Here is a 22,158-nt window from a genome sequence, read left to right as displayed (position 1 = left end):
CGTCACCCCCGATCCTCGACCACGCGGTCGGTGGTGAGGAGAGTCCGGTTCCCCGCATTCAGCGCCCCCGTCCCCTCCCTCGTCACGAGGGAGGGGACGGCGACCGGTCCTGCACCGTCCTTCGCGTATGCCTGAGCGATGGTCCCGGTGATCCCGTTGTGGACACGCACCGAGCCGCCGTCGCGCACGTAGACGAGAACCCCGACGACTGCTTCGAGCGTCGTACCCTCGCGGACGGACATCGCCAGCTGCTCGTCGCCCTCGTCGTCGAGAACGGTGAGACCGTCCCCGTCGAGGACCGCGATCGTGGCGGAACCCGTGTCGCGGGCGACGTCGTGGACGTCGCCGGCGAGGAGCTCACCGGATTCCAGGTCCAGCAGCGGACCCGCACCCTCGCCGGTGTCGAGCAGTGCGAGCCCGTCGGCCGCCGTCGCCGCCGCATGAGCCTCCAGAGAGAACGCACCTCCGCCGATCTCGCTGAGCGGCGTCGACCACTCGTGACCCGCCCCCGTCTGCGCGGTCACGTCATCGCCCTCGACGCGCAGGATGGTGCCGTTGAACTCGCCTATCACTCTGCCGTCGTCGCTGAGCCTCTCGCCGGTGGTCGGGTCGAGGACCGCGGGCTCCCCGCTCTGGCCCATGAACCCCTCCGGCGGCGCTTCGAACACGAGACCCGGGCCGGTGTGCGGGCCGGGCACCTCGACCGGCCCCCACACCTGCTCGCCGGTGCCGAGGTCGTACGCGCTCGCCGTGGTCACCGACAGGTCGTCCTCGGAGGTCTCTGCATCGGTGAGCACCGCGAGATCGCGGCCCTCCGCATCCTGCGTGACGACGAAGCCCGCGCAGGCGAGGGGCCTCTCCGCGGACCAGCGCACGGCGCCCGTGGAGTCGACGGCGCGGAACACGAGTGCGCGGTCCGTCTCCTCGGCCGATAGGAAGATGTCCTCGCCGCGCTGCACGGGCAGATCCCAGGCGGGTTCGACGGTGACGAGCTGCCCGAACTGGGTGGGCATCTGCACGTGCGCGGTATCGGCCGCAGGCAGCTGCAGAGACGACGCGCGGGGGTCGCGCTCGAGCCCCTCGACGTCGGCAGGACCCTGTCTCTCGAGGCCTTCGCCGGACGTGCAGGCGGCGAGGGTCAGGGCGAGGGCCGCTGCCGCAGCGGCTGCACGACCGCGGTGGGGCCCGGTTGTGCTCACAGAGGCAACGGGGCTCTCATCGTTCAGATCCATGTCCCTCTCCCTCTGGGCGGGTGGAGACGCGTGCCCGCGAGAGGCGCCGCTCACGGGCGAACCACAGGGCGATGACGACCGTCGCGAGGAGGAGGACCGCGGCGATGTCCGCCGCCGGGCTCGTGAGGAGCGCCGACGACTGGAACCGTGCGAGGAGTTCGGTGGAGACGAACGAGGGCACGGAGACGAGACCGTTCGTCACCCAGAAGACGATCCCTGCGATGATCATGAGCGCTCCGGTGAGCATCGAGATCGTCTGCAGTCGCGTGCCGAGGACAGAGATCTCGCGACCGCGGAGCACGGCGCGTCCGCGTCCGCCCAGCCGGTGCCAGAGCGCGGCGACGAGGAGCAGCGGCACGACCATGCCCGCGCCGTAGACGGCGAGCATGAACGCGGAGCCCACGATGTCGCCGCGGGCGGCCGCGAGGGTGAGGACGGCACCGAGGATCGGGCCGGCGCACATGCCCGCGACTCCGCTCGTGGCGCCCAGGAGGAAGGTCTTCGTCATTCCGCTCGCCCGTGCCGTCCGGGTGCGGGCCGCGTCGCCGCCGGGCACGAGCTTCGCCGGGTCGAATCCGAAGCCCAGGAACTGGGCGACGCCCAGGACCGTCAGGATGACCGCCGCGCCGATCACGATCTGTGGCCGGTGGGTGGTGAAGAGGCCGCCCAGTGCTCCGGCGCCGACCCCCAGGGGGACCAGGACCAGCAGCATCCCGCTGTAGAAGACCGTGCCGTGGAGCAGCAGGCGCGCACCGGCTCCCACCGTCGATGCGAAGAAGGCGGGCAGGAGCAGCGCGGCGCACGGACTCAGGAGAGCCAGGGCGCCGCCGGTGAAGGCGCTGACGAAGCCGATGTCCAAGCGGATCAGCTCTGTGCCGCGAGCGCGGTGTCGACGGCCTCGGTGAACACGTCCGTGGGCTGAGCGCCGACGATCGGTTCGCCGCCCACCAGGAATGCGGGGGTCGAGAACGCGCCGAGCTCCACTCCCATCTGTGCGTACTCGTCGATCGCCTCCTGCGTCTCGTCGGACTCCAGGTCCTCGTCGAACTGTGCGGTGTCGAGGCCCATGCCTTCGGCTGTGTCCGTGAGCGCCTCCGCGGTCAGGTCGTCGGGCGAGCGGTGCTCCCCGCCGGTGAACAGTTCGTCGTGGAACTCCCAGAACGAGCCCTGGCGGCCGGCGGCGTGCGCCGCCTTCGCCGCCTGCTCGGAGGCGTCTCCGAACACGTTGACGTCGCGCCATTCGATGCGCAGGTCCCCGGTGTCCGCGTAGTCCATCATCGACGGCAGGGTGTCGGCGGACCAGGATGCGCAGTACGGGCACTGGTAGTCGGAGAAGACGACGAGCACCACCGGTGCGTCGACCGGCCCGATCGCCTGGACATCGTCCTCGTCGCGGGTCTCCGCCTCGGTGAAGGCGGCGTGCTCCGGGTGCTCGACGTCGGTGGCGGCGCTGTGCTCCTGTGCGCCGGCGGTGTCTGAGTCCTGCGCGACGGATTCGTCCGCCTCGTCGACGTCCCCCCGGTCGATCACGAGGATCGCGAGCACGAGCGCGGCTGCTGCGACGACGACGGTGACGGGGATCCACCACCTGCTGCGCGGGCGCGGAGAGCGTGCGGCCATGAGGGCCTCCTGATGCGTGGGGGCGGGAGTGTCGAGCTGACTACTACTATGGAGCATAGTCGACTAATGTGCATAGTCATGCAGGAGACGCCGCACGCGGCGTCATGAGACGACGCTGACCGAAGGAGGACGCCGTGCCGGTGCCACAGCCGTCGAAGGGCGGTCCGGGGACGACGGGCCGTGAGAACGTGACGCCCGCCCGTGGGACGGCGCGGATGCCCTGGCGAATCGACGTCCGCGCGGTGCTGCTGGCCCTGCGCACCTGGACGCGGTGGCGCACCTGGGTCGCCGTGGCGGTCGCAGTGATGGTCGGGGTCCTCATCGGTGCGGCGACCGTGCTCATCCCCAACCCCGTCTTCACGCGCGACATCCCGCCCGTCTGGTGGAACGTGCCCGTCCTCGTCCTCATGGCAGCGCTCACGGGCATGCTCGCCGCGACGTACGTGCGCGTCGGTGGGACCGCCGCTGGAGGCGACGACCGGGACGGTGCAGACTCCCCGCCGCAGTCGGCGGCCGTCTCCCGAGGCGGCCGCATGGGTATGCTCGGAACGGTGCTCGCGTGGTTCGCCGTCGGATGCCCGGTCTGCAACAAGGTCGCGCTCCTGGCGCTGGGCTACACGGGGGCGCTGACGTACTTCGCACCGCTGCAGCCGATCCTCGCGGTGCTGGCGCTCGCCCTCACCGGGTACGCACTGCTGTGGCGGCTGCAGGGAATGGTGGTGTGTCCCGTGCCGAGGCCCCGATCCACGGCGTCGGCGTGACCGGACGCCGTGAGTGCGCGTCACCTGCGGCAGAGACGAGGAGGACGGTGGAACGACAGCCCCGGGCGCTCGGCCCCCTGGAGAGGCAGGTCCTCGAGATCCTGTGGGATCGCGGTGCGCTGACTGTGCGACAGGTCATCGACGCGCTGCCCACCGACCCCGCGTACACGACGATCGCGACGGTGCTCACGAATCTCAAGCGCAAGCGGTACGTGCGGGCGCGTCGTGAGGGTCGCTCGACGTCCTACGAGCCGGTCACCAGCCGCGAGGACCATGATGCCGCCGTCATGGGCGGGGTGCTCGCCGCCAGCCGCGACCGGTCGGCGACGATCCTCCGCTTCGCGGACTCGATGTCCGCGGAGGACCTCGACCTGCTCCGCGAGCACCTGCGCACCCAGGACGGGGAGCGCTGACATGCCCGGTGCGCTCGTCCTCGCGGCGGCCCTGCTCGCAGCCCTCGTCTGCGTCGCGTTCGCGGGGCCCGCAGCGCTCGGCGCGGTGCGGCCCCAGCTCTCCTTGCGCCCGAGGACTGCGATCGCCGCCGTCGCCGTGGGGGGTGCGGCATGGGTGCTGGCGCTCATCTCCGTCGGCCCAGTCCTCACGTGGTCGGTGACCGGCCCCGGCCTGGTGCCGGGTGCAGCGGGTGAGGTCTGTCGGCAGTGCCTCGCGGCGACCAACCCGTTCTCCGAGCAGCCGGTCCCGGTGGGCATACCGAGCGCGGTCCTCATCGGAGCGTCCGCGCTCACCATCGCTGTGATCGCCGCCTCCCTGCTGCGGGAGCTCGTGGTCCTGATTCCGCGGGCGTGCCGCTCTGCCCGTGCCGACCTCCGTGCGACCTCATGCGTCGCCGGTGTGCGGGTGCGGGTGGACGAGGACCGGACGGCCTTCGCCTATGCACTGCCGGCGCGGTGCGGCGGAATCGTGGTCTCCCGTGGTGCCGTCGACCTCCTCGACGAGGAGGAGCTGCGTGCCGTCGTCGCACACGAAGCGATCCACGTGGAGCATCGGCACCACCTCATCGCCGCCCTCGCGAGGGGAACCGCGGCGCCGCTGCGCTGGATCCCCTTCATCGCGACGTGCGAACGGACGGTGCTGGACCTGCTGGAGATCGACGCGGACGCGGGAGCGCTGCGCACGGTCGGGACGGGCGCGCTCGTGAGCGCGCTCGTGAAGCTGCAGGAGGCCGAGCGCCCCCGGGCACCCGAGGCGGCCGGTGCCTCGGCGGTGGAGACGGCCTCGGTTGCAGGACCGGAGGTCCCCGCTGCGGGAGCACTGTCCGTCCTGGGGGCGACAGGCGGAAGTCCGCGGGAAGGATCGCCGGTGCGAGGAGGACGCCGAGAGGACGGACCGAGTGCACGGGTGGCGTCCCTGGTGGGCCGTCGCCAGCGCCCCCGGCGGTGGCCGGGTGCGGGCCTCGCGGTGCTCATCGCGCCGGTGTCCGCGGCGGGGGTGGGAGTCCACGCGGCCGGCGCCGTGGCCCTGCTGAGCGGGTGCGCCGTCCTGTGAGCGCAGCGCCCACCGGCCTGAGTGAACGGGATCGCCCGAAGGCGTGGCATGGCCCGGACATGCGGTCCGAGCAGTCGATGTGGCGCCCCCGGGCAGATTCGAACTGCCGACACCCGCTTTAGGAGAGCGGTGCTCTATCCCCTGAGCTACGGGGGCGTGTTCGCGGGCTCATGCGCGCGAACATCGCCATACTACTGGTTGTCCACGCCTGTGCGAATCCCGGCCCGCTCCCCACGGGGCGGATTCTGGCGGCGCATGCGCGGCGGAAGGGGCCGCAGATCAGGCGTCCCCCGGAAAATCCATCGTCCTCGGTGCGCCGCATCGTGCCGTGTCCGTGCGACCCGGTAGTGTCGGAGACGTGTCAGAATCTGCTTCCGTTCTTCCCCCGTCAGTCGACGACGTGTTCGCCGACTGGAGGGCTCAGGCTGCCCGGATCGGCGGTCGCGACACGATGCTGCACTTCCGTGAGTCTCGCGACGGATCGATCGATCTGACCGGCGCCCACCCCTCCGGCCTCGCCCAGCTGCTCGCGGGCCGCGCGACTCGGCTCTCGAGCCTCCTGCGCGATCCCGAGCACCTCGCCGACGCGCGCAGGCGCGCCCGGTCGATCCGCAGCAAGGCGGACCAGCTCCATCGCCAGCGCGGCATCGCCGCCGCGCAGCTGGCGATCGGCTTCGCGTCGTGGAACCGGCCGAAGGGCAACGGCCGCGAAGACTTCGCGGCTCCCGTCATCCTGCGCAACGTGCACCTGCTGCCGCGCGGCAGCAGCGTCGACGACTACGAGATCAGCCTCTCCGAGGAAGTCCGCATCAACCCGGCACTCGTGGAATATCTGCGCCAGGAGCACGACGTCGTCGTCGACGTCGACGAATGGGTCGCTGCGACGGGGCTGGCCCACGGCTTCGACCCGGCCCCCGTCTTCAACCGGCTCCGGACGCTCACCCGTCCGGTGCTCGGCATGCTCGTGAACGAGCGGCTCGTCGTGTCGACGTTCGCGAACATCACGGTGCCGTACGCGTCCGAATCGCTGCCGGAGGAGCATCCGCTGCTGCGCGCGCTCGCAGGCGATGCCGAGGCCCGCGTCGGCTTCCGTCAGCCCAGCACCCGGGCAGACGCAGGGACGGACGCGGACGCAGACGCGGACGGGGGTGTTGACGCTGATGCGGCTCCGGGCGCAGATTCAGGCGCAGTCGCAGACTCTGGCCCAGGCGCAGATGCAGGCCCAGACGGACACGCAGACACGCGCACCGTGGCGACCTCGGATTCGGGGGCGAGTGCGGACGCAGGCACGAGCGCGGACGCGGGGAAGAAGTCGGACGCGGACTCGGCCGCGGGTGCGGGGGGCGACGGTGTGCCGACAGAGCGCATCGACACGTCCGACCCCGCGGACCAGGGGCCGCGTGCTCTTCCCGACCGCGCTCCGCACGAAGAGTTCCTCGCGATCGACGTTGACGGCGACCAGCAGGCCGTGGTCGATGCTGCTCTGGACGGCGCCTCCGTCGTCGTCGACACTCCTCCCGGCACGGGTGCGACACAGCTGGCCGTGGCATTGGCGACCTCGCTGACGCACTCCGGCCGCAGTGTCCTCTACGTGGCGCAGGACGAGGACGAACTGGGCGACTTCTCGCAGAGGATGGCCCAGGCGGGCCTCGAGGGCTTCGCGATCGACGGCCGCGGTGACGGAGAATCTCTCCGCCGCAGCCTCATCCGCCTCATCAGCTCTGCGGAGCGCGCGCCGCAGCCGGAGCTCACCGGCCTGGTGGACCGACTCTCCGAACAGCGCGCCGCGCTGCGTGAGCACGCAGAGTCCCTGCACCGCATCCGTGAACCGTGGGGCGTCTCCGCATATGAAGTGATGGAGCGACTGGCCGCACTCACAGCGGTGAGGCCCGGTCCGTCGACGAGTGTGCGGTTCGACCGCACGATCCTGGAGCTGTCCGCGGAGGACCGCGCGGATCTCAGGACGCAGCTGCTCGAGCTGTCGCGGATGGGCGCGTTCACGATGGAGGTGAGCGACACCGTCTGGTTCGGTGCACGCGTCGACTCGAGTGACGAAGTGAGCCGCGCGCAGGAGCGGGCGAAGAAGTCCGTCGAGCTGGTCCCGGAATTCTCTCGCGTCGCGCTGCCCGTGCTGCGCGAATCGGGTCTGAACCCCGAACGCACCATCGGTGCGTGGGGCCGAGCGCTCCTGCTGCTGCAGGAGCTCCGGCAGACGCTCGATGTGTTCAGTCCGGACGTCTTCGAGCACAGCCTGAGCGACCTCATCGCCGCCACCGGCACAGCTGAGTACCGGGCGCAGGCAGGGCGCGACATGGGCCTCTTCGAGCGCAATCGGCTGAAGAAGGCCGCACGCGAATTCCTGCGTCCCGGTGCCCAGGTCGCAGACATGCACGCAGGGCTGCTCGCCGCGTCGAAGCAGCGACGCGAGCTCAAGGAGCTCGCCGGCGGCGATATCCGACCCAAGGTGCCCCGCGGGATCCCGGAAGCGGTCGCCGAGTACCGGGCCCTGTCCGCGGAGCTTTCGGCACTCGTCCCCACTCTGGCCACGACCCCCGACGGCGGCGAGCTCGAAGACATGCTCGTCGAAGAGCTCGAAGCGCGTCTGCAGGCCCTTGCCGAGGAGAACGAGTCGCTGAGCGACCTCCCGGCACGGACCCGCACGGACGATGCACTGCGCGACGCGGGTCTGAGTGAGCTGCTCGACGACCTGCGGGACCGCCGCGTCGCCCACGAAGTCGTGGGGCTCGAATTCGATCTGGCGCTGTGGGCGACGATCCTTCAGGATCTTGCCGGCGCAGATGCGCTGATCGGTGCTCATGACGGTGCCGTCCTCCATCGCATCGCGGCGGACTACAGGGTCTCCGACCGCCAGTACGTCGCAGCCGGCGCCTCCCGCCTGCGCTACGGGCACGCACGCAGGTGGAAGCGAGCGATCGCGGAGCAGCGCGATCAGGCCCAGGTCGTCCGTGACACACTGCGGTCCGACCGGCCGACGGTCGCGGAGATCACCGCACGAGCACCGGACATCGTCACGACCCTTGCGCCCGTGTGGACGGTGACCCCCTTCCAGGTGCCGGAGCTCTTCGCAGACGTGCCGCTCTTCGACACCGTCGTCCTGGCGGATGCCGGGCGCCTCACGACCTCCGAAGTCCTCCCGGCGCTGGCGCGTGCCAAGCAGGTCATCGCTCTGGGCGATATGCGCCTGCCCGGTCCTCGTGACTTCAGCGTCACTGTCGACCGGCGCGCACTGACACCGGAAGAGGCGCCGCAGAGCGTCTGGGAGGATCTGGCCGAGTTCCTGCCGCTGCATCGACTGCACACCAGCTACCGCGTCTCTCCTCTGGAGCTCGTGGAACTGGCCAATCGTCACTTCTACGACGCGCACATCCGGACGGTGCCCACCGCGCTCACGGGGGAGGGCAGCGGACTGGAGTTCGCCTATGTCCCCGACGCGATGGGCACGCCGGACACAGCGACGGGACAGGTCGAGAGTCTCGACGTCGAAGTGGAGAAGGTCGTCGACCTCGTCACCCGGCACGCGCGCACCCGTGCGCGTCAGTCGCTCGCAGTCATCACGCTGACGCCGTGGCATGCACAGCGGGTCGCTGCGGGGATCCAGAAGGCGATCAGACAGTTCCCCTATGTCGCAGCGTTCTTCGAGGACCCGGAGAAGGAGCCGTTCGTCGTCACGGACTGCGAGCAGATCCAGGGCATGGATCGCGACGCAGTCATCCTGTCCCTGGGATACGGCCGCACTCGGCACGGACGTGTCATCCATTCCTTCGGCCCGCTGTCCCAGCCCGGAGGCGACAGGCTCCTGGCCGCGGCGGTCACTCGTGCGCGCAGGCGCCTCACCGTGGTCTCCGCGTTCGAAGCGGACGATTTCGACCCCGCTCGACTGGACCACGGCGCAGCTCTGCTGCCGGCCCTGCTCGGTGAGATCGCAGCAGGTGGAGAACCGACTGAGCGCACCTACGGTGCTGTGACCGGCACCGGCGCGATGGTGCGCAGTGACCGCGAGGAGGCCAACCGCATCGCGACAGAGCCCGCAGCGGAACTGGGTGATCCGATCGTGACCGACCTCGCGGAACGGCTCAGCCGCAAGGGCGTGCTCGCCCACCTCGACTACCAGGGCATCGACCTGGCGATCGCGAACTCTGCGGATGCCGTCCACGGCATGGTCGTCGCCGTCGAATCGGACGGCGCGATGTATGCGAACACGGAGAGCATCCGCCAGCGTGAACGCCTGCGCCCGGAGCAGTTGGCACGGCGTGGGTGGAGGTCCGTGCGCATCTGGACGACGGACGCGTTCGTCGATCCGCAGCGTCAGGCGAACCGTCTCTTCGAGGCGTGGAAGGAGACCGTCGAGGAACTGTCTCCGCAGGCACTGCTCAATGCAGCCCGCGCCGCGGCGGTCGTCGTCGATCGCCAGGGCAGCCGCCCCCGCGTGGCGTCCGGCCTGCCGATGCACATGTACACCGATGAGCAGCTCATCGCGATGATCGAGTGGATCCAGTCGGATGGAGTGTCCCGCTCCGATACGGATCTCAAGGAGCAGCTGCGTGCCGCATTGGCACAGAAGCTGCGCTCGGCTCGGACTGAGTCCGCTCTGGACACTGCGGTGAAGGCGTACCGCGCGTGGGTGGCGGCGTCGAAGCGCGCGGCGTCGAACTCATCGGCGCGCAGTGAGCAGGACTCCGAGGATCCGGCCGCAGCTGAGCAGACGTCGAACGCTCCGATGACCCGCGCCCAGCGCCGGGCCGCGCAGCGTGCTGCGGAACAGGCTGCCGCGGTCACGGTGCCGGCGACCGGTGCCGTCGTGGACGACGACGCGCAGGATGCCGAGGCAGCGCCGGAAGCGGTCCCGGCCGACCAGATCATCCCCTCGTACGACACGGACAGCCTCCGCCACGCGGAACTGCGGGACGCCGGCCTGAGGGAATGGACACAGGCCGCGGGGCCCGGGGGCGCCGAGACAGACGATGTTGCGGGGGATGACAGCGTCGACAGCGATGACAGCGTTGCCGAGGCAGATGGTGTCGCCGGCGCTGACAGTGCGGAGCCTGCCACGACGGCAGATGCACAGGATCCGGTGGACGAGACCGACGACCTGGGTGACGACGATCGTGACGACACTGCCGTGCAGAGCAGAGTCGACGCGGATCAGGAGCCCGATGCCGACGCAGCTGCGGCTGACGCGGATGCTGCCGGCCCCGGATCACCGGCTCAGAGGGGCTGACGACAGTGGGCGCGTCTGACGCTCCCCAGAACCTCAGCCCCGCCGCGCAGGCCGCGATAGCCCGCTACCGGAGGCTGCTGGGCAACGTGGCTGATCCCGAATCCGACGACGCCTCGACGGCTCAGGCGCGCACCGACCTGGAGCGGCACCTGGCGGAGCGGCCCCCGCACTGGGCTCCGCCTCGCGGTGAACCCTCTGTTTCGCACGACGACGACACGTGAGTGCAGCACTCGTGTGCGTGCAGCGGTCGCGTGCGTGCAGCAGTGGCGCGAATTCCGGTCACTGACATGACGCAGGGCGCGGACGACGAACGAACGTCATCCGCGCCCTGCGTCATGAGCGGCGGAGCCTGCCGCACTGACGTGATGCAGCCAGACTCAGTGGCGCGGTACGTCGGGGGAGTCGCCGTCGGTTCGCTGGTCCGGGACCTGCATCTGTCGGCCGTGCGACAGGAGGTCGCGGATCTCGGCGAGGAGTTCTTCGCTGGACGGCGGGATCTCGTCCTCGCCGACCCCGCGCTTGCGCATCTCGGAGACCTTGTTCATCGGCATGATGATGATGAAGTACACGACTGCGGCGATGATCACGAAGTTGACGGCCGCAGTGATGACGGCGCCCAGATCGACGAAGGTCGCCTCGACGTCCGGACGGATCCGGAAGCCCAGCCCGCCCATGTCCGGGGAACCCAGCGCGGCGATCATCGGGTTGATGACCTTGTCGGAGATCGCGGTGACGATCGCCGTGAAGGCGCCACCGATGATGACCGCGGTCGCCAGTTCGATGACATTGCCACGGAGGATGAAATCCTTGAAGCCTTGGAACATTTCGAGTGGTCCTTTCGCAACCGCGCCGTCGGATCTGGCTGAAGGGGCATTCGCCGGCGGTGATTCGCAGTGTCGTGTTCGATGGGACGGAGCGGCGCGGGAGCCGACGATCACGTCCATGACGGGGCTCAGCGCTTTCTACAGTACTGCGAGCCACGAGATTACACATGTCGGTCACCTGTGCAAAGCATCGGGGCTTCCGCCGTGTGCGACGTCACGTCGGGGGAGCATGGCTGCTGCGGCGCTGGGCAGCGCCGGCGACGTGCCGGACCTGCGTCGATAGATCAGTTGAGAAGAGCGAAGGTGAGGTACGAGCCTGCTTCGTGTGCGAGTGCTGCGGCCTCCTCCTCGGAGATCGCGAGCGTCACGACTGTCGAGCCCTGTCCCATACCGCCCGTCGGGGTGTGGACAGCAGTGACGACTGCGTCGCTGAGGAGGGCGTCGGGGCTGTCTGCTGCTCCGGGCAGTCCGGCTTCGTCCGCTTCCGCGCCCGCGTCGCCGGCTCCGTCCTTCGCGGTGAAGACCCGGAGGCGATGGCCCGGGCGGACCACGGAGACAGCCTGGGAATCGCCGAACACGGTGGGGGCGAGGACCGTGCCCTCCGGGCGGATCCCGCTATCGGGCCCGACGAGGGACGCAGAGGTCAGGGGAGTGCCGGACGCGATGGCCCCGCCGGTGACCGCCACAGCGACGTCGGACGACTCTGTCAGCGCGTCTGCGGGGGCGAGATCCGGTGGATAGTCGGCGACCCGCACATCGCTCGGCTGCAGGGAGGTGCCGGGTGCGAGGTCGTGCGCGGCGACGAGCACCTCTTCCGTCCCGGTGCGCGGCACGAGCATCCAGGCCGCGAGCGCGGTGGCGACGCAGAGGAGCACCACGCCGACCGGACGTGCGGGAATGCGGGTGAGCAGCACGCGAGGTCGGCTGAGTCCGGTGCGCAGCGAGGTGAGGACGTCCATGCCCTGACTGTGCCGGGGCGCGCCGCTGTCCGCCAGAGGCGGCCTCCGTCTGTGGATGGAGGCCGCCTCTGGACGGGAACCTGTGACCGCAAGTGGTGCGACAGGTGCTGCAGCTGCGTCTGTGCGTCAGATGCCCCGCAGTCAGCTGGCAGCAGGGGCTGAAGCCGCCGCGGTCTTCGTCGCGGCACCGCCGGAATCCGATGACGAGGACGGTGAGGAGTCCGATGAGGCCGACTCCGATGAGGAGGACGACGCGTCGGATGACGACGACGAGTCGGACGACGACGCGTCGGATGACGACGACGAGTCGGATGACCCGGGGGTGCTGGCGCTGGTGCTCGAGCGGGAATCGGTCGCGTAGAAGCCGGACCCCTTGAAGCTGACGCCCACGGAGCCGAACACCTTCCGCAGCCGTTCCTCGCCGCATGACGGGCAGGCCGTGAGCGCATCGTCGGAGAAGCTCTGGTGGATGTCGAACGCGTGATCGCAGTTCTTGCAACGGTAAGAATAGGTGGGCATTGTGACCTTTCACGACAGGGACCCTCTGAATGATAGTGCGCCCGCCTTCCCAGCGGAGCGTCAGGTGTCGGAACTCACGAGATGCGTGCCCGTCTCCGTGAGGACCGCACGGACCGTGAGGTCCCATGCCGCGCGCGGCAGACCATCGGTGCGCTCCTCGTCCCAGCAGACGCCCACGAAGCGAAGGCGCGCCCGCAGTCGTTCCAGGGGCCCGTCCGCGAACTGGCCCTGCGGGCCGAAGGTCCGGTCGTAGAACCCGCCTCCATTGCCCAGGCGGATCCCCCGGGTGTCATACGACAGGCCGGGGACGAGCACCAGGATCGTCTCCCCGTCGCCAGCAGCATCTGCATCTGGGACCTGTCCGAGGGCCTCGGGAGCGGGAAGGGGATCGGCCGGCTCCCGGATGTCCCACGTGCCGCGGGGCAGATCGTCGAGAGGGCCGGTCACTTGCCCCAGCTGCAGGGGCTCGCCCTTCCGCGTGGCGGGGAGGAGGACGGGCGTCTGCGTGCGGAGGAGCATCCGGAGCGCGGCATCGAGGCTCGGCTCGCCCGGCAGAGCCGCATAGCCGACGACAGCGGCGGGCCGCATCGAACGGACGAGCTCTGCGACATGCGCGGCATAGACGCCGGGCGCTCCTTCGTCATCCGCGCGCGACGCATCGACGCGAGCGGTGCGACGCGCGCGGATCGTCGCTCTCAGCGCGGATTTTGCAGAAGGACCCGATGTGCTCATCGTCCCCAGCTTAGAATGACCAGCATGTCGAAGAACGAAACCGCAGCGGTGCGCAAGGCCGTCGTGCCCGTCGCCGGCCTGGGGACACGATTCCTGCCGGCGACGAAGGCGACACCCAAGGAGATGCTTCCTGTCGTCGACAAGCCGGCGATCCAGTACGTCGTCGAAGAGGCGGTGCACGCCGGTCTCACCGACATCCTCATGGTCACCGGCCGCAACAAGCGGCCGCTCGAAGACCACTTCGACCGCGTCGACGGCCTCGAAGCGGCTCTGCGGGCGAAGGGCGACGACGCGAAGCTCGAACTGATCCGCGAGTCCTCCGAGCTCGCCGACATCCACTTCGTCCGCCAGGGCGACCCGCTGGGGCTGGGGCACGCAGTGCTCAAGGGCGAGCATCATGTGGGCCGGGAGCCCTTCGCCGTACTGCTGGGCGATGACCTCATCGACGAGCGCAGCCCGATCCTCCCGACGATGATCGACGTGCACGAGCAGACCGGTGGGTGCGTCGTGGCGCTCATGGAGGTTCCGCAGGAATCGATCGACATGTACGGCTGCGCGGCCGTCGAGCAGACGGACATCGACGGCGTCGTCAGGATCACCGACCTCGTGGAGAAGCCGGCTCCTGAGGACGCGCCGTCGAACCTCGCGGTGATCGGCCGGTACGTGCTGGCGCCGGAGATCTTCCCGGTGCTGCACCGGACCGCGCCCGGCCGCGGCGACGAGATCCAGCTGACGGACGCGCTCAAGGACCTTGCCGGGACACCGGAACAGGGCGTCTACGGAGTCGTGTTCACCGGCGATCGCTATGACACCGGTGACAAGCTCGCCTACATCCAGGCGGTGATCCAGCTCGCCAGTCGCCGTGAGGACCTGGGCGCGGATCTCCGTGCCTGGCTGAAGGAATTCGTTGCGGACCTCGACGATTGAGTGCGTCCGCGGTATCCGAGGGGTGACCGGATGTGGCCGACGGAGCTGAGTTGGGGTCCTCTGCTGCTGCGCCCTCTGCGTCGCGGCGACCGCCGCGAGTACGTCGAGGTCCGCAAGGCCAATGCTGACTGGCTGCGTCCGTGGGAAGCGACTGTCCCGGATCCCACGTGGCGCGCGCCGGGCTTCGCGGAGGTGCGCAGCACGTCGGCACGCAGCGGACGCGAAGGCCGGTCGCTGCCGTTCGCGCTCCAGGTGGACGGCCGCTTCCGCGGGCAGCTCACGGTCTCCGGATTCCAGTGGGGGTCCCTGGCATCCGCGAGCCTGGGCTACTGGATCGATCGACGCGTCGCCGGGCGGGGATGCATGCCCGTCGCGGTCGCGCTGGCGACCGACCACTGCTTCGCCGCAGGACTGCACCGGATGGAGGTCGCGATCCGCCCGGAGAACGCGGCGAGCCTGCGGGTGGTGGAGAAGCTGGGCTTCCGGGACGAGGGTGTGCGGGAGCGCTATATGCACATCGACGGCGACTGGCGAGACCACCGCGTGTTCAGCCTGCTGAGTGAGGACGTCCCGTTCGGACTCATGCACTGGTACGCCCGGGAGCAGGGACTCACCGGAGGTCTGCGCGCGGGTGAGAGCGGTCCGATCGTGCAGGAGGAGACGGGCGATGACATCGTGCCGGACGCGGGCCCCCTGTCGCCGCTCGACGACGACTGAGGCCTCCTGCAGTGGAGATCGGGGCTCTTCAGAGCCCTTCACGGTCACTTCCAGCGAAAACATCGGAGACACGCGGGTGGTGATCCGATCGTGACCGCGCCTGCGAATCTAAGGTTGGTCTCGTGGACACGAGCATCGCCTTCCTGCTTCTCGCAGCAGTGCTGTTTGCCGTCATCGTGCCCGCAATCCTCAAGCGCAGTGCTGAGAGGCATGAGGAGCGGCTTCCGGACCGGGCACAGACCGTCGAGGTCGACCGCACTCCGCGCTGCACGACGGATGCTTCGCGCCCGCATCTGCTGCGAGGCGGTTCGCACCCGGCCGGGATCGACCTGCCGGTGCCGGGCGTGGAGACCTCACGGGCAGCACCCCAGCTGAGTCTCCGGACGGAGGGCCCCGCGCTGGAAGTGGTCGGTGGCTCCCACACGCCGCGCAGTGCCTCCGACGGGAGTCGGGACGACGGGGCGGAGACGGACGCCCATGGCCCACCGGGGTGGGAGAGCGACGCAGCAGCCCTGCCGATGGCGGTGGGGCAGTCCGCTCCGCTCGATCTCTCAGCTCCGACATCCTCTGCCGTCCGCAGTGCCACCGGCACCGCGGACGTCCTCGCCTTCGCCCCCGCAGGGACGACAGTCGTCGCCTCCGCAGGATCCACCGGATCCACTGAAACCGAAACGATGGACCTTCCCATGAACTCCTCGCACCGCCCTGCTCCTCGACGTGTCGCCGCAGCCGCCGAGCGCATGCCGAGCGCGCTCCCGGCGGACATCCGCGCACGCCTCGCACAGCCCTCGTCGGGGCGTACGGGGTCGGGCTCGTCGTCGCACCCGTCACCGGGCGGCTCTCGTCCGCACACGCACCACGGCAGGGGGCGCGGAAGCGGCCACCGCCCCGGCGCCGGCCGTCCGACGATGGACGCGTCGGCACGGAAGCGCGTGCGCACGCTCCGGGCAGTGCTGCCCTTCTGCGGCCTCGCCGTGATCGGTCTGGCGCTGCTGACTCTCGTCTTCGTGGGCTTCGTCGTCTTCGGATCGATGCCCTGGGGCGTACCGGTCGTCACGGCCGCACTGGGGCTCGCCAGTCTCGGGCTGGTGCGCGCGCTCAACAGGGAGATCCGGGTCCTGCGCCGCGGCATGACCGCTGAGGCGGACTCGGCTCCTCGTGCCCGCGCCACCTCGCCTGAGCGCCCGGCTTCGACTGTGGGCCGGATGTCGACTGTGGACCGGGCTCGTCCCGACCCACAGGAACGTGCCGCTGCGCCGACTGCTGCGCGTACGGCGATCGACGTGGACGATCCCATCACTGCGGACATCCCGATCGTCCGCGACGCCGCGGCTGCCGGAGACGCCCAGGCAGAGGCAGATGCCCAGCCAGAGGCAGACGCCCAGGCAGAGGCAGAGCAGACCGACGCCGAGCGCGATTCAGCCGAGCAGACCGAAGCCCCGCAGACAGACTCCGCGCAGGCCCGCACGGACTTCTCGGAAGCGGACAGGCCCGGACCCGACGCTTCCGCTCAGCCCACCGTGGCGAGCCGTACCCGGTCGGTCTTCGCAGCCTCGGCGCTTCCGGAGCCGGAAGCGCCGACCATCGCCGAATCGCTGGCACGGCGTCGTGCGCCGGGGGAGTGGACCCCGACCGCCCTGCCGACTCCCACGTACGTCGACGCTCCCGTCGCCGAGCGGGACGAGCCTTCACCCGTCGTCGCCGACGCCTCGTCCTACTCGCTGGCGCCCACGAACCACGAATCGCTCGCCGCGCAGTTCGCTGAAGAGCTCGGCTACCGTCCTGCGCTCGCTGACGCGGCGCGCGATGAGAGTGTCCGCTCGACCCGGTCCACGACAGAGACGGCCACCGGGTCGGAGGGTCCTCTGGGCCACGGCCGCGCGGCCATCCGGGGCAGCGGCAGCAGCCGTGGTCGCAGCACCGCACCGGCTGCGGAGCAGCCCCCACAGCTGGGCGACATCCTCGCCCGCCGGCGCGCCTGAGGGCAGCGGGGCCCGATCGCGCAGCGAAGAAGGCCCCCGCCCACGTGATTCCACGTGGGCGGGGGCCTTCTTCATGCCGCCGTCGCTGTGCGCGTCAGGAGACGGTGTGTGTCACGTCGCGTTCGCGCGCGGGACTGCGACGTACTTCGTCTCGAGGTACTCGTCGATGCCGGACGTGCCGCCCTCACGGCCCAGACCGGAATGCTTGACGCCGCCGAACGGTGCCGCCGGGTTGGACACCAGGCCGGTGTTGAGGCCGACCATGCCGGACTCGATACGCTCCGACAGGCCCAGCGAGCGCTCGAGATCCGTGCAGAAGAGATAGGAGGCCAGGCCGTACTCCGTGCCATTCGCCAGCTCGATCGCTTCGTCGTCCGTCTCGAACGTGACGATGGGGGCGACCGGCCCGAAGATCTCCTCCACGCGCAGCGTGGCGTTCTCCGGGATGTCGGTCAGCACGGTCGGGGCGAAGAAGTACCCGTCGCCGTCGACCTTCTGGCCGCCGGTGAGCACCGTGGCACCGGCGCCCACTGCCTGGTCGACGAGTTCCGCGACCTTGTCCAGCTGGTCCTGGTCGACGAGCGGTCCCACCTGGGTGCCGTCGGCCAGACCGTCGCCCACCTTCATGCTTCCGATGCGCTCTGCCAGCTTGCGCGAGAACTCCTCAGCGACCGGCTTCTGGACGTAGATGCGGTTCGCGGCGGTGCAGGCCTCGCCGTTGTTGCGCATCTTCGCGAGGACCGCGCCCTCCACCGCTGCGTCGACGTCTGCATCGTCCATGACGAGGAACGGTGCGTTGCCGCCCAGCTCCATCGATGTCTTCATGACGCTGTCAGCAGCCTGCTTCATGAGGTTGACGCCGACCTCGGTCGACCCGGTGAAGGAGATCTTGCGGGCGATCCCGGATTCCATCCACGGCGTGACGACGCGTCGCGCGGAGGAGGAGGTCACGACGTTCAGGACGCCATCGGGCAGACCCGCGTCGCGCAGGGCCTCGACGAGCATGAACGACGTGAGCGGGGTCAGCTGTGCGGGCTTGAGCACCATCGTGCAGCCGGCAGCGATCGCGGGACCGATCTTGCGCGTGCCCATCGCCAGGGGGAAGTTCCACGGAGTGATGAGCACACAGGGGCCCACGGGCTCCTTGGAGATCATGAGGCGGTTCTTGCCGTCCGTCGACTGGACGAAGTCGCCGCCCACACGGACGGCCTCCTCGGAGAACCAGCGGAAGAACTCGGCGCCGTAGGCCACCTCGCCCTTCGATTCGGCGAGTGGCTTGCCCATCTCCGCGGTCATGATGGCTGCGATGTCGTCAGCGCGCTCGTGGAGCAGGTCGAAGGCGCGGCGGAGGATCTCTGCTCGTTCGCGCGGAGCGGTCGCCGCCCAGCCGGCCTGTGCGTCCCGTGCAGCGTTGATCGCGTCGAGTGCGTCCGCCTCGGACGCGTCGGCGATCGTCGTGATGACCGATCCGTTCGCGGGATTGCGGACCTCCAGCGTGCGGTCGCCCTCGGCGTCCCGCCACTGGCCGTTGATGAACAGTCCCGTATTGAGCTTCTCGATGATCGGAGTCAGATCCACGTCGTCTCCTCCTAGTTTGGACGGTGAGTTCCGGACGGGTGTCAGTCTACGTGCCCTGGACCACACTGCCCGTGGCCGTCTCACCACCCGAAGACGTCCGCACTGGCTCTCGCACTCACCCCTCACACCGGCCCGTCACACCGGCCCGTCACACCTGCTCGTCACACCCGCCGTCCGCACTCGCAGCCCTGCCCCGATCCGAGTAGCGTGGGTGCATGGGCGACGACGAGACGATGGAGACCGACGACTCCGCCGGCATCGCTGCTGTCCGGCTGCACCGCGATGACCAGCCCGATGGCTATCGCGTACTGGTGGACCGGCTGTGGCCGCGGGGAGTGGCGAAGTCCGCGCTCGGTCACGACGACTGGGACCGTGACGTCGCACCGTCGGACGATCTGCGCCGCCGATTCCACAGCGGGCACCTCACCTTCCACAACTTCGCCGAGGCCTACGAAGCCGAACTGCGGCGCACCGACGCACCGCAGGATCTGCTGGACCGCTTCGCCGCATCAGAGGAGGACCTGCTGGTGCTCCTGTACGCGGCGAAGGACGAGGAGGAGAACCACGCACTCGTGCTCGCGGATCACCTTCGTGAACTCAAGGAGGACGCATGACACCCGACAGCAGCCAGACCCAGGGCGGCCATCAGCCCACCGGAACCGACCCCGAGGCGGCGGTCGCTGCGCCCCTCATGCTCGGGCCCGCTGAGGTCGCGGCCGTCGGATTCGCCGACGCGATCGCGGCACTGCGCGACGCGGTCGTCGACTTCGACCCGGAGTCGGACCGGATCCGGACACGCGTGCCGATGGAGAACGGCGACTACGTCCTCATGCCGTCCGAGGTGGGCGCCCACACCGGCATCAAGGTCCTCACCCTCACGCCCGGCAACCCAGACAGGGGCCTGCCCTTCATCCAGGGAGCGGTGCTGCTCTCCGACAGCACGACGCACACGCTCCAGGCAGTGCTCGACGGTGCTGCGCTCACGAACCTGCGGACCCCCGCCCTGTCCTTCGCCGCGGTGTCGGAGACCATTCGTGCGCGCTTCCCGGACGGCATCCGCCTGGTGATCGTGGGCACCGGAGTGCAGGGCAGTCTGCATCTGGACGCCGCACGGAGCGTCGCGCGGGTCACCCACGTCACCTACGGCGTCCGCACGGTGGGCCGGTCGGACACGCTGCGGGACGTGGCCGCACAGCAGGGCATCACCGCCGCCGAGGCCCTGATCGGTCCCGCGCTCGATGCCGCCGTGCGCGACGCGGACGTCGTCGTGACCGCCACCTCGTCGGATGCCCCGGTCCTGTCCGCGGACGCCGTGCCGGATCACGCCGTCGTCATCGGCATGGGCGCGCACGAAGCGCATCAGCGCGAACTGCCCGGTGCGCTGCTGGAGCGGTCGCAGGTGATCGTCGAGAGCCGTGCGAGCGCGGAAGCGGAGTCGGGTGATGTGGGGATCGCGATCCGCGAGGGAGCCCTGTCGTGGGATGCGGTCCTCACGCTGCGCGACGTCGTCACTGCGGCTGCCGCAGACCCCGCGCCGGGCCGGCCCATCGTGAACGTGACGACCGGGATGTCGTGGGAGGATGTCGTCGTCTCGGCCGCGGTCTGGCGCGGTCGGAGGAACGACTGACGGAGGAGACCGCATGATTGGTGCACTCACCTGGAGAGAAGCGCAGGCGGAGGACGTCACCGCATTCGTGGCGCTCGTCGAATCGGCGTACCGGGGCGAGGACTCCCGCGCCGGATGGACGACGGAGGCGGATCTGCTGGCCGGTCAGCGGCTCGATGAGGCGATGGGGCGCGACATGCTCGATGCCGCCGGCGGTCTGATCCTCCTCTTCTGGGAGGGGGAGGGCGTTGAAGCACTCACCGCGTCCACCGGAAGCGCGCCTGCCCCGCCAGTCGCGTGCGTGCAGCTGGAGGACCTGGGCGACGGCATCGCCTACTTCGGCACCTTCGCGGTGTCCCCGCAGAGACAGGGAGGCGGAATCGGTTCGCTGGTCCTGGCGGCCGCGGAGCAGACGGTCGCAGAACGCTGGGGCGCGACGATGCTGAGGATGACCGTCATCCGGCAGCGCTCCGAGCTCATCGACTACTACGCGCGACGCGGATTCGTCCCCACGGGCGAGACCGAGCCCTTCCCCTACGGGCAGGAGCAGTTCGGGCTGCCCCAGCGCGAGGACCTCGAGTTCGTCGTGCTGGAGAAGCAGCTGGACTGAGCAGCGGGCGGCCGGAGCCCAGCAGGGCGGTGAGGATCGCCAGGGCGATGATCTGAGCAGTCGTTGTTCGGCGTCGAGACGGTCGGGGGCTTCGAACCGGGTGAAGACTGTTCTGACCGTCGGGGCTACTGTGGGGATATGCCGACGTCTTCGCCCCGGAACCATCACCCCGCCACACGTGTCGTCGATCTGGGTCGCCCGGCCCGCGGCGAGGACACCCCCGTGAACCCGCCCATCACCCTGTCGTCCACATACGTGGGCACGGGCGCGGTGGCGAGCGGTGCCCGCGCGTACGGGAGGTACTCGAACCCCACGTGGGATCCGTTCGAGGACGCGCTCGCCCGGCTCGAGGGCGCGGACGTGCCCGCGCTCGTCTACGGGTCCGGCCTGGCGGCGATCGCGTCGGCACTCGACCTCGTGGCCCCGGGCGGCACCGTCATCATGCCGACCCACACCTACCAGGGCGCCCTGCTGGGTGCGCAGGAGACTGCGAAGACCGGACGCTTCGACCTGGTGACGGTCGATGTCGAGGACACGCAGGCAGTCATCGCGGCGGTGCGGAGCGCGACCGAGGCGAAGGCCCAGCTGGGGCACGAGCGTCCCGTCCTGCTGTGGATCGAATCGCCCACGAACCCGATGCTCGAGGTCGCCGACCTCCCCACTCTCGTCGAACGGGCGAAGGCGGACGGCGCGTTCGTGGTCGTCGACAACACGTTCGCCACCCCGTTGCTGCAGCGACCGCTCGAGAGCGGGGCGGACGTCGTCGTGCACTCCGTCACCAAGTACCTCGCGGGGCATTCGGACGTGGTCCTGGGTGCGTGCGTGCCCGCCGACGCCACGGTCCGGGACCGGCTGCTGCACCACCGCTCGATCCAGGGGGCGATCGCCGGGCCGTTCGACGTCTGGCTGGCCCTGCGCGGTCTGCGCACCCTCGCGCTGCGCGTGGAGCGGTCCGGACAGAACGCCCAGATGCTCGCGGAGCGCCTCGCGGACCACTCCGCGGTGCAGGAGACCCGCTTCCCCGGCCTGCGCAGCGATCCCGGCCACGATCGCGCCGCCGCGCAGATGGACGGGTTCGGCGCCATCATCGCGATCGATCTGGGTTCGGCCGCAGCGGCGGACGCACTGGTCGACGGCTGCCGCCTGTGGACTCCCGCCACCAGCCTGGGCGGTGTGGAGAGCCTCATCGAGCGCCGTCGTCGTCACACGGCGGAGCCGGAGACCGTCCCAGAGGGGCTCGTGCGACTGAGTGTGGGGATCGAGGACGTCGAGGATCTCTGGGCGGACCTGGAGGAGGCCCTCGAATCGGTGACCGGGGGTGGCGCCTGAACTAGGGTGGGGAGCGT

The 22,158-nt window shown here is 70.0% G+C and carries 20 protein-coding genes, 1 tRNA gene and 1 pseudogene; 13 read left to right on the top strand and 9 right to left on the bottom strand.

Annotation, left to right across the window (positions count from 1 at the left end):
• Positions 1-2: 2 nt before the first annotated feature.
• From BJEO58_RS06190 to BJEO58_RS06180, 3 genes are read right to left on the bottom strand one after another with little or no spacing between them, the layout of a single operon-like run.
• Entirely contained in the window at positions 3-1,232 is a 1,230-nt protein-coding gene (locus tag BJEO58_RS06190) for a hypothetical protein (RefSeq protein WP_101588616.1), read from the bottom strand.
• Positions 1,216-2,091 carry a cytochrome c biogenesis CcdA family protein gene (locus BJEO58_RS06185; RefSeq protein ID WP_101588615.1) on the bottom strand — a complete coding sequence of 292 codons (876 nt, stop codon included), beginning with the start codon at positions 2,089-2,091 and terminating at the stop codon, positions 1,216-1,218. The genes BJEO58_RS06190 and BJEO58_RS06185 overlap by 17 nt, the downstream gene beginning before the upstream one ends.
• Before the next feature lie 5 nt (positions 2,092-2,096).
• Positions 2,097-2,852: a DsbA family protein gene (locus BJEO58_RS06180; RefSeq protein ID WP_246076135.1), complete on the bottom strand. Its 756-nt coding sequence runs from the start codon at positions 2,850-2,852 to the stop codon at positions 2,097-2,099.
• Positions 2,853-2,986: 134 nt separating this feature from the next.
• Between BJEO58_RS06180 and BJEO58_RS06175 the strand changes: the two genes are divergently transcribed.
• From BJEO58_RS06175 to BJEO58_RS06165, 3 genes are read left to right on the top strand one after another with little or no spacing between them, the layout of a single operon-like run.
• Positions 2,987-3,613 (top strand): hypothetical protein, encoded by a 627-nt coding sequence (locus tag BJEO58_RS06175; RefSeq protein WP_246076136.1) that lies wholly within the window; start codon positions 2,987-2,989, stop codon positions 3,611-3,613.
• A gap of 47 nt (positions 3,614-3,660) precedes the next feature.
• On the top strand, positions 3,661-4,026 hold the full coding sequence (locus tag BJEO58_RS06170; RefSeq protein WP_101588793.1) for a BlaI/MecI/CopY family transcriptional regulator: 366 nt from the start codon (positions 3,661-3,663) through the stop codon (positions 4,024-4,026).
• A gap of 1 nt (position 4,027) precedes the next feature.
• Positions 4,028-5,119: a M56 family metallopeptidase gene (locus tag BJEO58_RS06165; RefSeq protein WP_101588613.1), complete on the top strand. Its 1,092-nt coding sequence runs from the start codon at positions 4,028-4,030 to the stop codon at positions 5,117-5,119.
• 80 nt (positions 5,120-5,199) lie between these two features.
• Here the strand turns inward: BJEO58_RS06165 and BJEO58_RS06160 are convergent.
• Positions 5,200-5,275 (bottom strand) — tRNA-Arg (locus BJEO58_RS06160).
• A gap of 202 nt (positions 5,276-5,477) precedes the next feature.
• Between BJEO58_RS06160 and BJEO58_RS06155 the strand changes: the two genes are divergently transcribed.
• Together BJEO58_RS06155 and BJEO58_RS06150 are read left to right on the top strand one after the other, a co-directional pair.
• Complete coding sequence (locus tag BJEO58_RS06155; protein ID WP_144573898.1) at positions 5,478-10,358, top strand: PDDEXK-like endonuclease domain-containing protein; 4,881 nt, start codon at positions 5,478-5,480, stop codon at positions 10,356-10,358.
• A 5-nt stretch (positions 10,359-10,363) separates the two neighbouring features.
• Positions 10,364-10,579, top strand: coding sequence for a hypothetical protein (locus tag BJEO58_RS06150; protein WP_101588611.1), 216 nt, complete (start codon positions 10,364-10,366; stop codon positions 10,577-10,579).
• Between the two features lie 156 nt (positions 10,580-10,735).
• Here the strand turns inward: BJEO58_RS06150 and mscL are convergent, their stop codons facing one another.
• Both mscL and BJEO58_RS06140 read right to left on the bottom strand, forming a co-directional pair.
• The gene (mscL, locus tag BJEO58_RS06145) at positions 10,736-11,182 is read right to left on the bottom strand and encodes a large conductance mechanosensitive channel protein MscL (RefSeq protein WP_101588610.1); all 447 of its coding nucleotides are present in this window, start codon (positions 11,180-11,182) and stop codon (positions 10,736-10,738) included.
• A 284-nt stretch (positions 11,183-11,466) separates the two neighbouring features.
• Positions 11,467-12,141, bottom strand: a complete 675-nt coding sequence (locus BJEO58_RS06140; RefSeq protein WP_101588609.1) for an SAF domain-containing protein — start codon at positions 12,139-12,141, stop codon at positions 11,467-11,469.
• A gap of 130 nt (positions 12,142-12,271) precedes the next feature.
• On the opposite strand from BJEO58_RS06140, the gene BJEO58_RS15325 reads away from it, so the two are divergent.
• Positions 12,272-12,502 (top strand): hypothetical protein, encoded by a 231-nt coding sequence (locus BJEO58_RS15325; protein WP_308297860.1) that lies wholly within the window; start codon positions 12,272-12,274, stop codon positions 12,500-12,502.
• 62 nt (positions 12,503-12,564) lie between these two features.
• Here BJEO58_RS15325 and BJEO58_RS15320 read toward each other — a convergent pair.
• Positions 12,565-12,660: pseudogene (locus BJEO58_RS15320) on the bottom strand (FmdB family zinc ribbon protein); the annotation flags it as partial.
• Between the two features lie 60 nt (positions 12,661-12,720).
• Positions 12,721-13,392: a 5-formyltetrahydrofolate cyclo-ligase gene (locus tag BJEO58_RS06130; protein WP_101588607.1), complete on the bottom strand. Its 672-nt coding sequence runs from the start codon at positions 13,390-13,392 to the stop codon at positions 12,721-12,723.
• 15 nt (positions 13,393-13,407) lie between these two features.
• On the opposite strand from BJEO58_RS06130, the gene galU reads away from it, so the two are divergent.
• The 3 genes from galU (at position 13,408) to BJEO58_RS06115 (ending at position 17,018) form a co-directional block, all read left to right on the top strand.
• Positions 13,408-14,319 (top strand): UTP--glucose-1-phosphate uridylyltransferase GalU, encoded by a 912-nt coding sequence (gene galU / locus BJEO58_RS06125; protein ID WP_101588606.1) that lies wholly within the window; start codon positions 13,408-13,410, stop codon positions 14,317-14,319.
• A gap of 30 nt (positions 14,320-14,349) precedes the next feature.
• Complete coding sequence (locus BJEO58_RS06120) at positions 14,350-15,036, top strand: GNAT family N-acetyltransferase (RefSeq protein WP_101588605.1); 687 nt, start codon at positions 14,350-14,352, stop codon at positions 15,034-15,036.
• A 122-nt stretch (positions 15,037-15,158) separates the two neighbouring features.
• Complete coding sequence (locus BJEO58_RS06115; protein ID WP_101588604.1) at positions 15,159-17,018, top strand: hypothetical protein; 1,860 nt, start codon at positions 15,159-15,161, stop codon at positions 17,016-17,018.
• Between the two features lie 111 nt (positions 17,019-17,129).
• On the opposite strand, the gene BJEO58_RS06110 is transcribed toward BJEO58_RS06115, so the two are convergent.
• Positions 17,130-18,596, bottom strand: coding sequence for an NAD-dependent succinate-semialdehyde dehydrogenase (locus BJEO58_RS06110; RefSeq protein WP_101588603.1), 1,467 nt, complete (start codon positions 18,594-18,596; stop codon positions 17,130-17,132).
• 215 nt (positions 18,597-18,811) lie between these two features.
• Between BJEO58_RS06110 and BJEO58_RS06105 the strand changes: the two genes are divergently transcribed.
• From BJEO58_RS06105 to BJEO58_RS06090, 4 genes are all read left to right on the top strand, one after another.
• Entirely contained in the window at positions 18,812-19,210 is a 399-nt protein-coding gene (locus BJEO58_RS06105; protein ID WP_246076137.1) for a DUF488 domain-containing protein, read from the top strand.
• The gene (locus tag BJEO58_RS06100) at positions 19,207-20,223 is read left to right on the top strand and encodes an ornithine cyclodeaminase family protein (RefSeq protein WP_101588602.1); all 1,017 of its coding nucleotides are present in this window, start codon (positions 19,207-19,209) and stop codon (positions 20,221-20,223) included. The genes BJEO58_RS06105 and BJEO58_RS06100 overlap by 4 nt, the downstream gene beginning before the upstream one ends.
• Positions 20,224-20,236: 13 nt before the next feature.
• Positions 20,237-20,812: a GNAT family N-acetyltransferase gene (locus BJEO58_RS06095; RefSeq protein WP_101588601.1), complete on the top strand. Its 576-nt coding sequence runs from the start codon at positions 20,237-20,239 to the stop codon at positions 20,810-20,812.
• Between the two features lie 138 nt (positions 20,813-20,950).
• Positions 20,951-22,141: a trans-sulfuration enzyme family protein gene (locus BJEO58_RS06090; RefSeq protein ID WP_101588600.1), complete on the top strand. Its 1,191-nt coding sequence runs from the start codon at positions 20,951-20,953 to the stop codon at positions 22,139-22,141.
• Positions 22,142-22,158 lie beyond the last annotated feature (17 nt).

Source organism: Brevibacterium jeotgali, from assembly GCF_900169175.1.
In the GTDB taxonomy this organism is placed as follows: Bacteria; Actinomycetota; Actinomycetes; order Actinomycetales; family Brevibacteriaceae; genus Brevibacterium; species Brevibacterium jeotgali.
The sequence above is the reverse complement of the archived record's forward strand: the minus strand, read 5'-3'. Positions and strand labels throughout refer to the sequence as shown.

Coding starts and splice junctions, on each gene's coding strand:
- BJEO58_RS06140 (WP_101588609.1), bottom strand. CDS start 12,141: ATGGACGTCCTCACCTCGCTGCGCACCGGACTCAGCCGACCTCGCGTG.
- BJEO58_RS06090 (WP_101588600.1), top strand. CDS start 20,951: ATGCCGACGTCTTCGCCCCGGAACCATCACCCCGCCACACGTGTCGTC.
- BJEO58_RS06165 (WP_101588613.1), top strand. CDS start 4,028: ATGCCCGGTGCGCTCGTCCTCGCGGCGGCCCTGCTCGCAGCCCTCGTC.
- BJEO58_RS06120 (WP_101588605.1), top strand. CDS start 14,350: ATGTGGCCGACGGAGCTGAGTTGGGGTCCTCTGCTGCTGCGCCCTCTG.
- BJEO58_RS06190 (WP_101588616.1), bottom strand. CDS start 1,232: ATGGATCTGAACGATGAGAGCCCCGTTGCCTCTGTGAGCACAACCGGG.
- BJEO58_RS06180 (WP_246076135.1), bottom strand. CDS start 2,852: ATGGCCGCACGCTCTCCGCGCCCGCGCAGCAGGTGGTGGATCCCCGTC.
- mscL (WP_101588610.1), bottom strand. CDS start 11,182: ATGTTCCAAGGCTTCAAGGATTTCATCCTCCGTGGCAATGTCATCGAA.
- galU (WP_101588606.1), top strand. CDS start 13,408: ATGACCAGCATGTCGAAGAACGAAACCGCAGCGGTGCGCAAGGCCGTC.
- BJEO58_RS15325 (WP_308297860.1), top strand. CDS start 12,272: ATGCCCCGCAGTCAGCTGGCAGCAGGGGCTGAAGCCGCCGCGGTCTTC.
- BJEO58_RS06095 (WP_101588601.1), top strand. CDS start 20,237: ATGATTGGTGCACTCACCTGGAGAGAAGCGCAGGCGGAGGACGTCACC.
- BJEO58_RS06105 (WP_246076137.1), top strand. CDS start 18,812: ATGGGCGACGACGAGACGATGGAGACCGACGACTCCGCCGGCATCGCT.
- BJEO58_RS06100 (WP_101588602.1), top strand. CDS start 19,207: ATGACACCCGACAGCAGCCAGACCCAGGGCGGCCATCAGCCCACCGGA.
- BJEO58_RS06130 (WP_101588607.1), bottom strand. CDS start 13,392: ATGAGCACATCGGGTCCTTCTGCAAAATCCGCGCTGAGAGCGACGATC.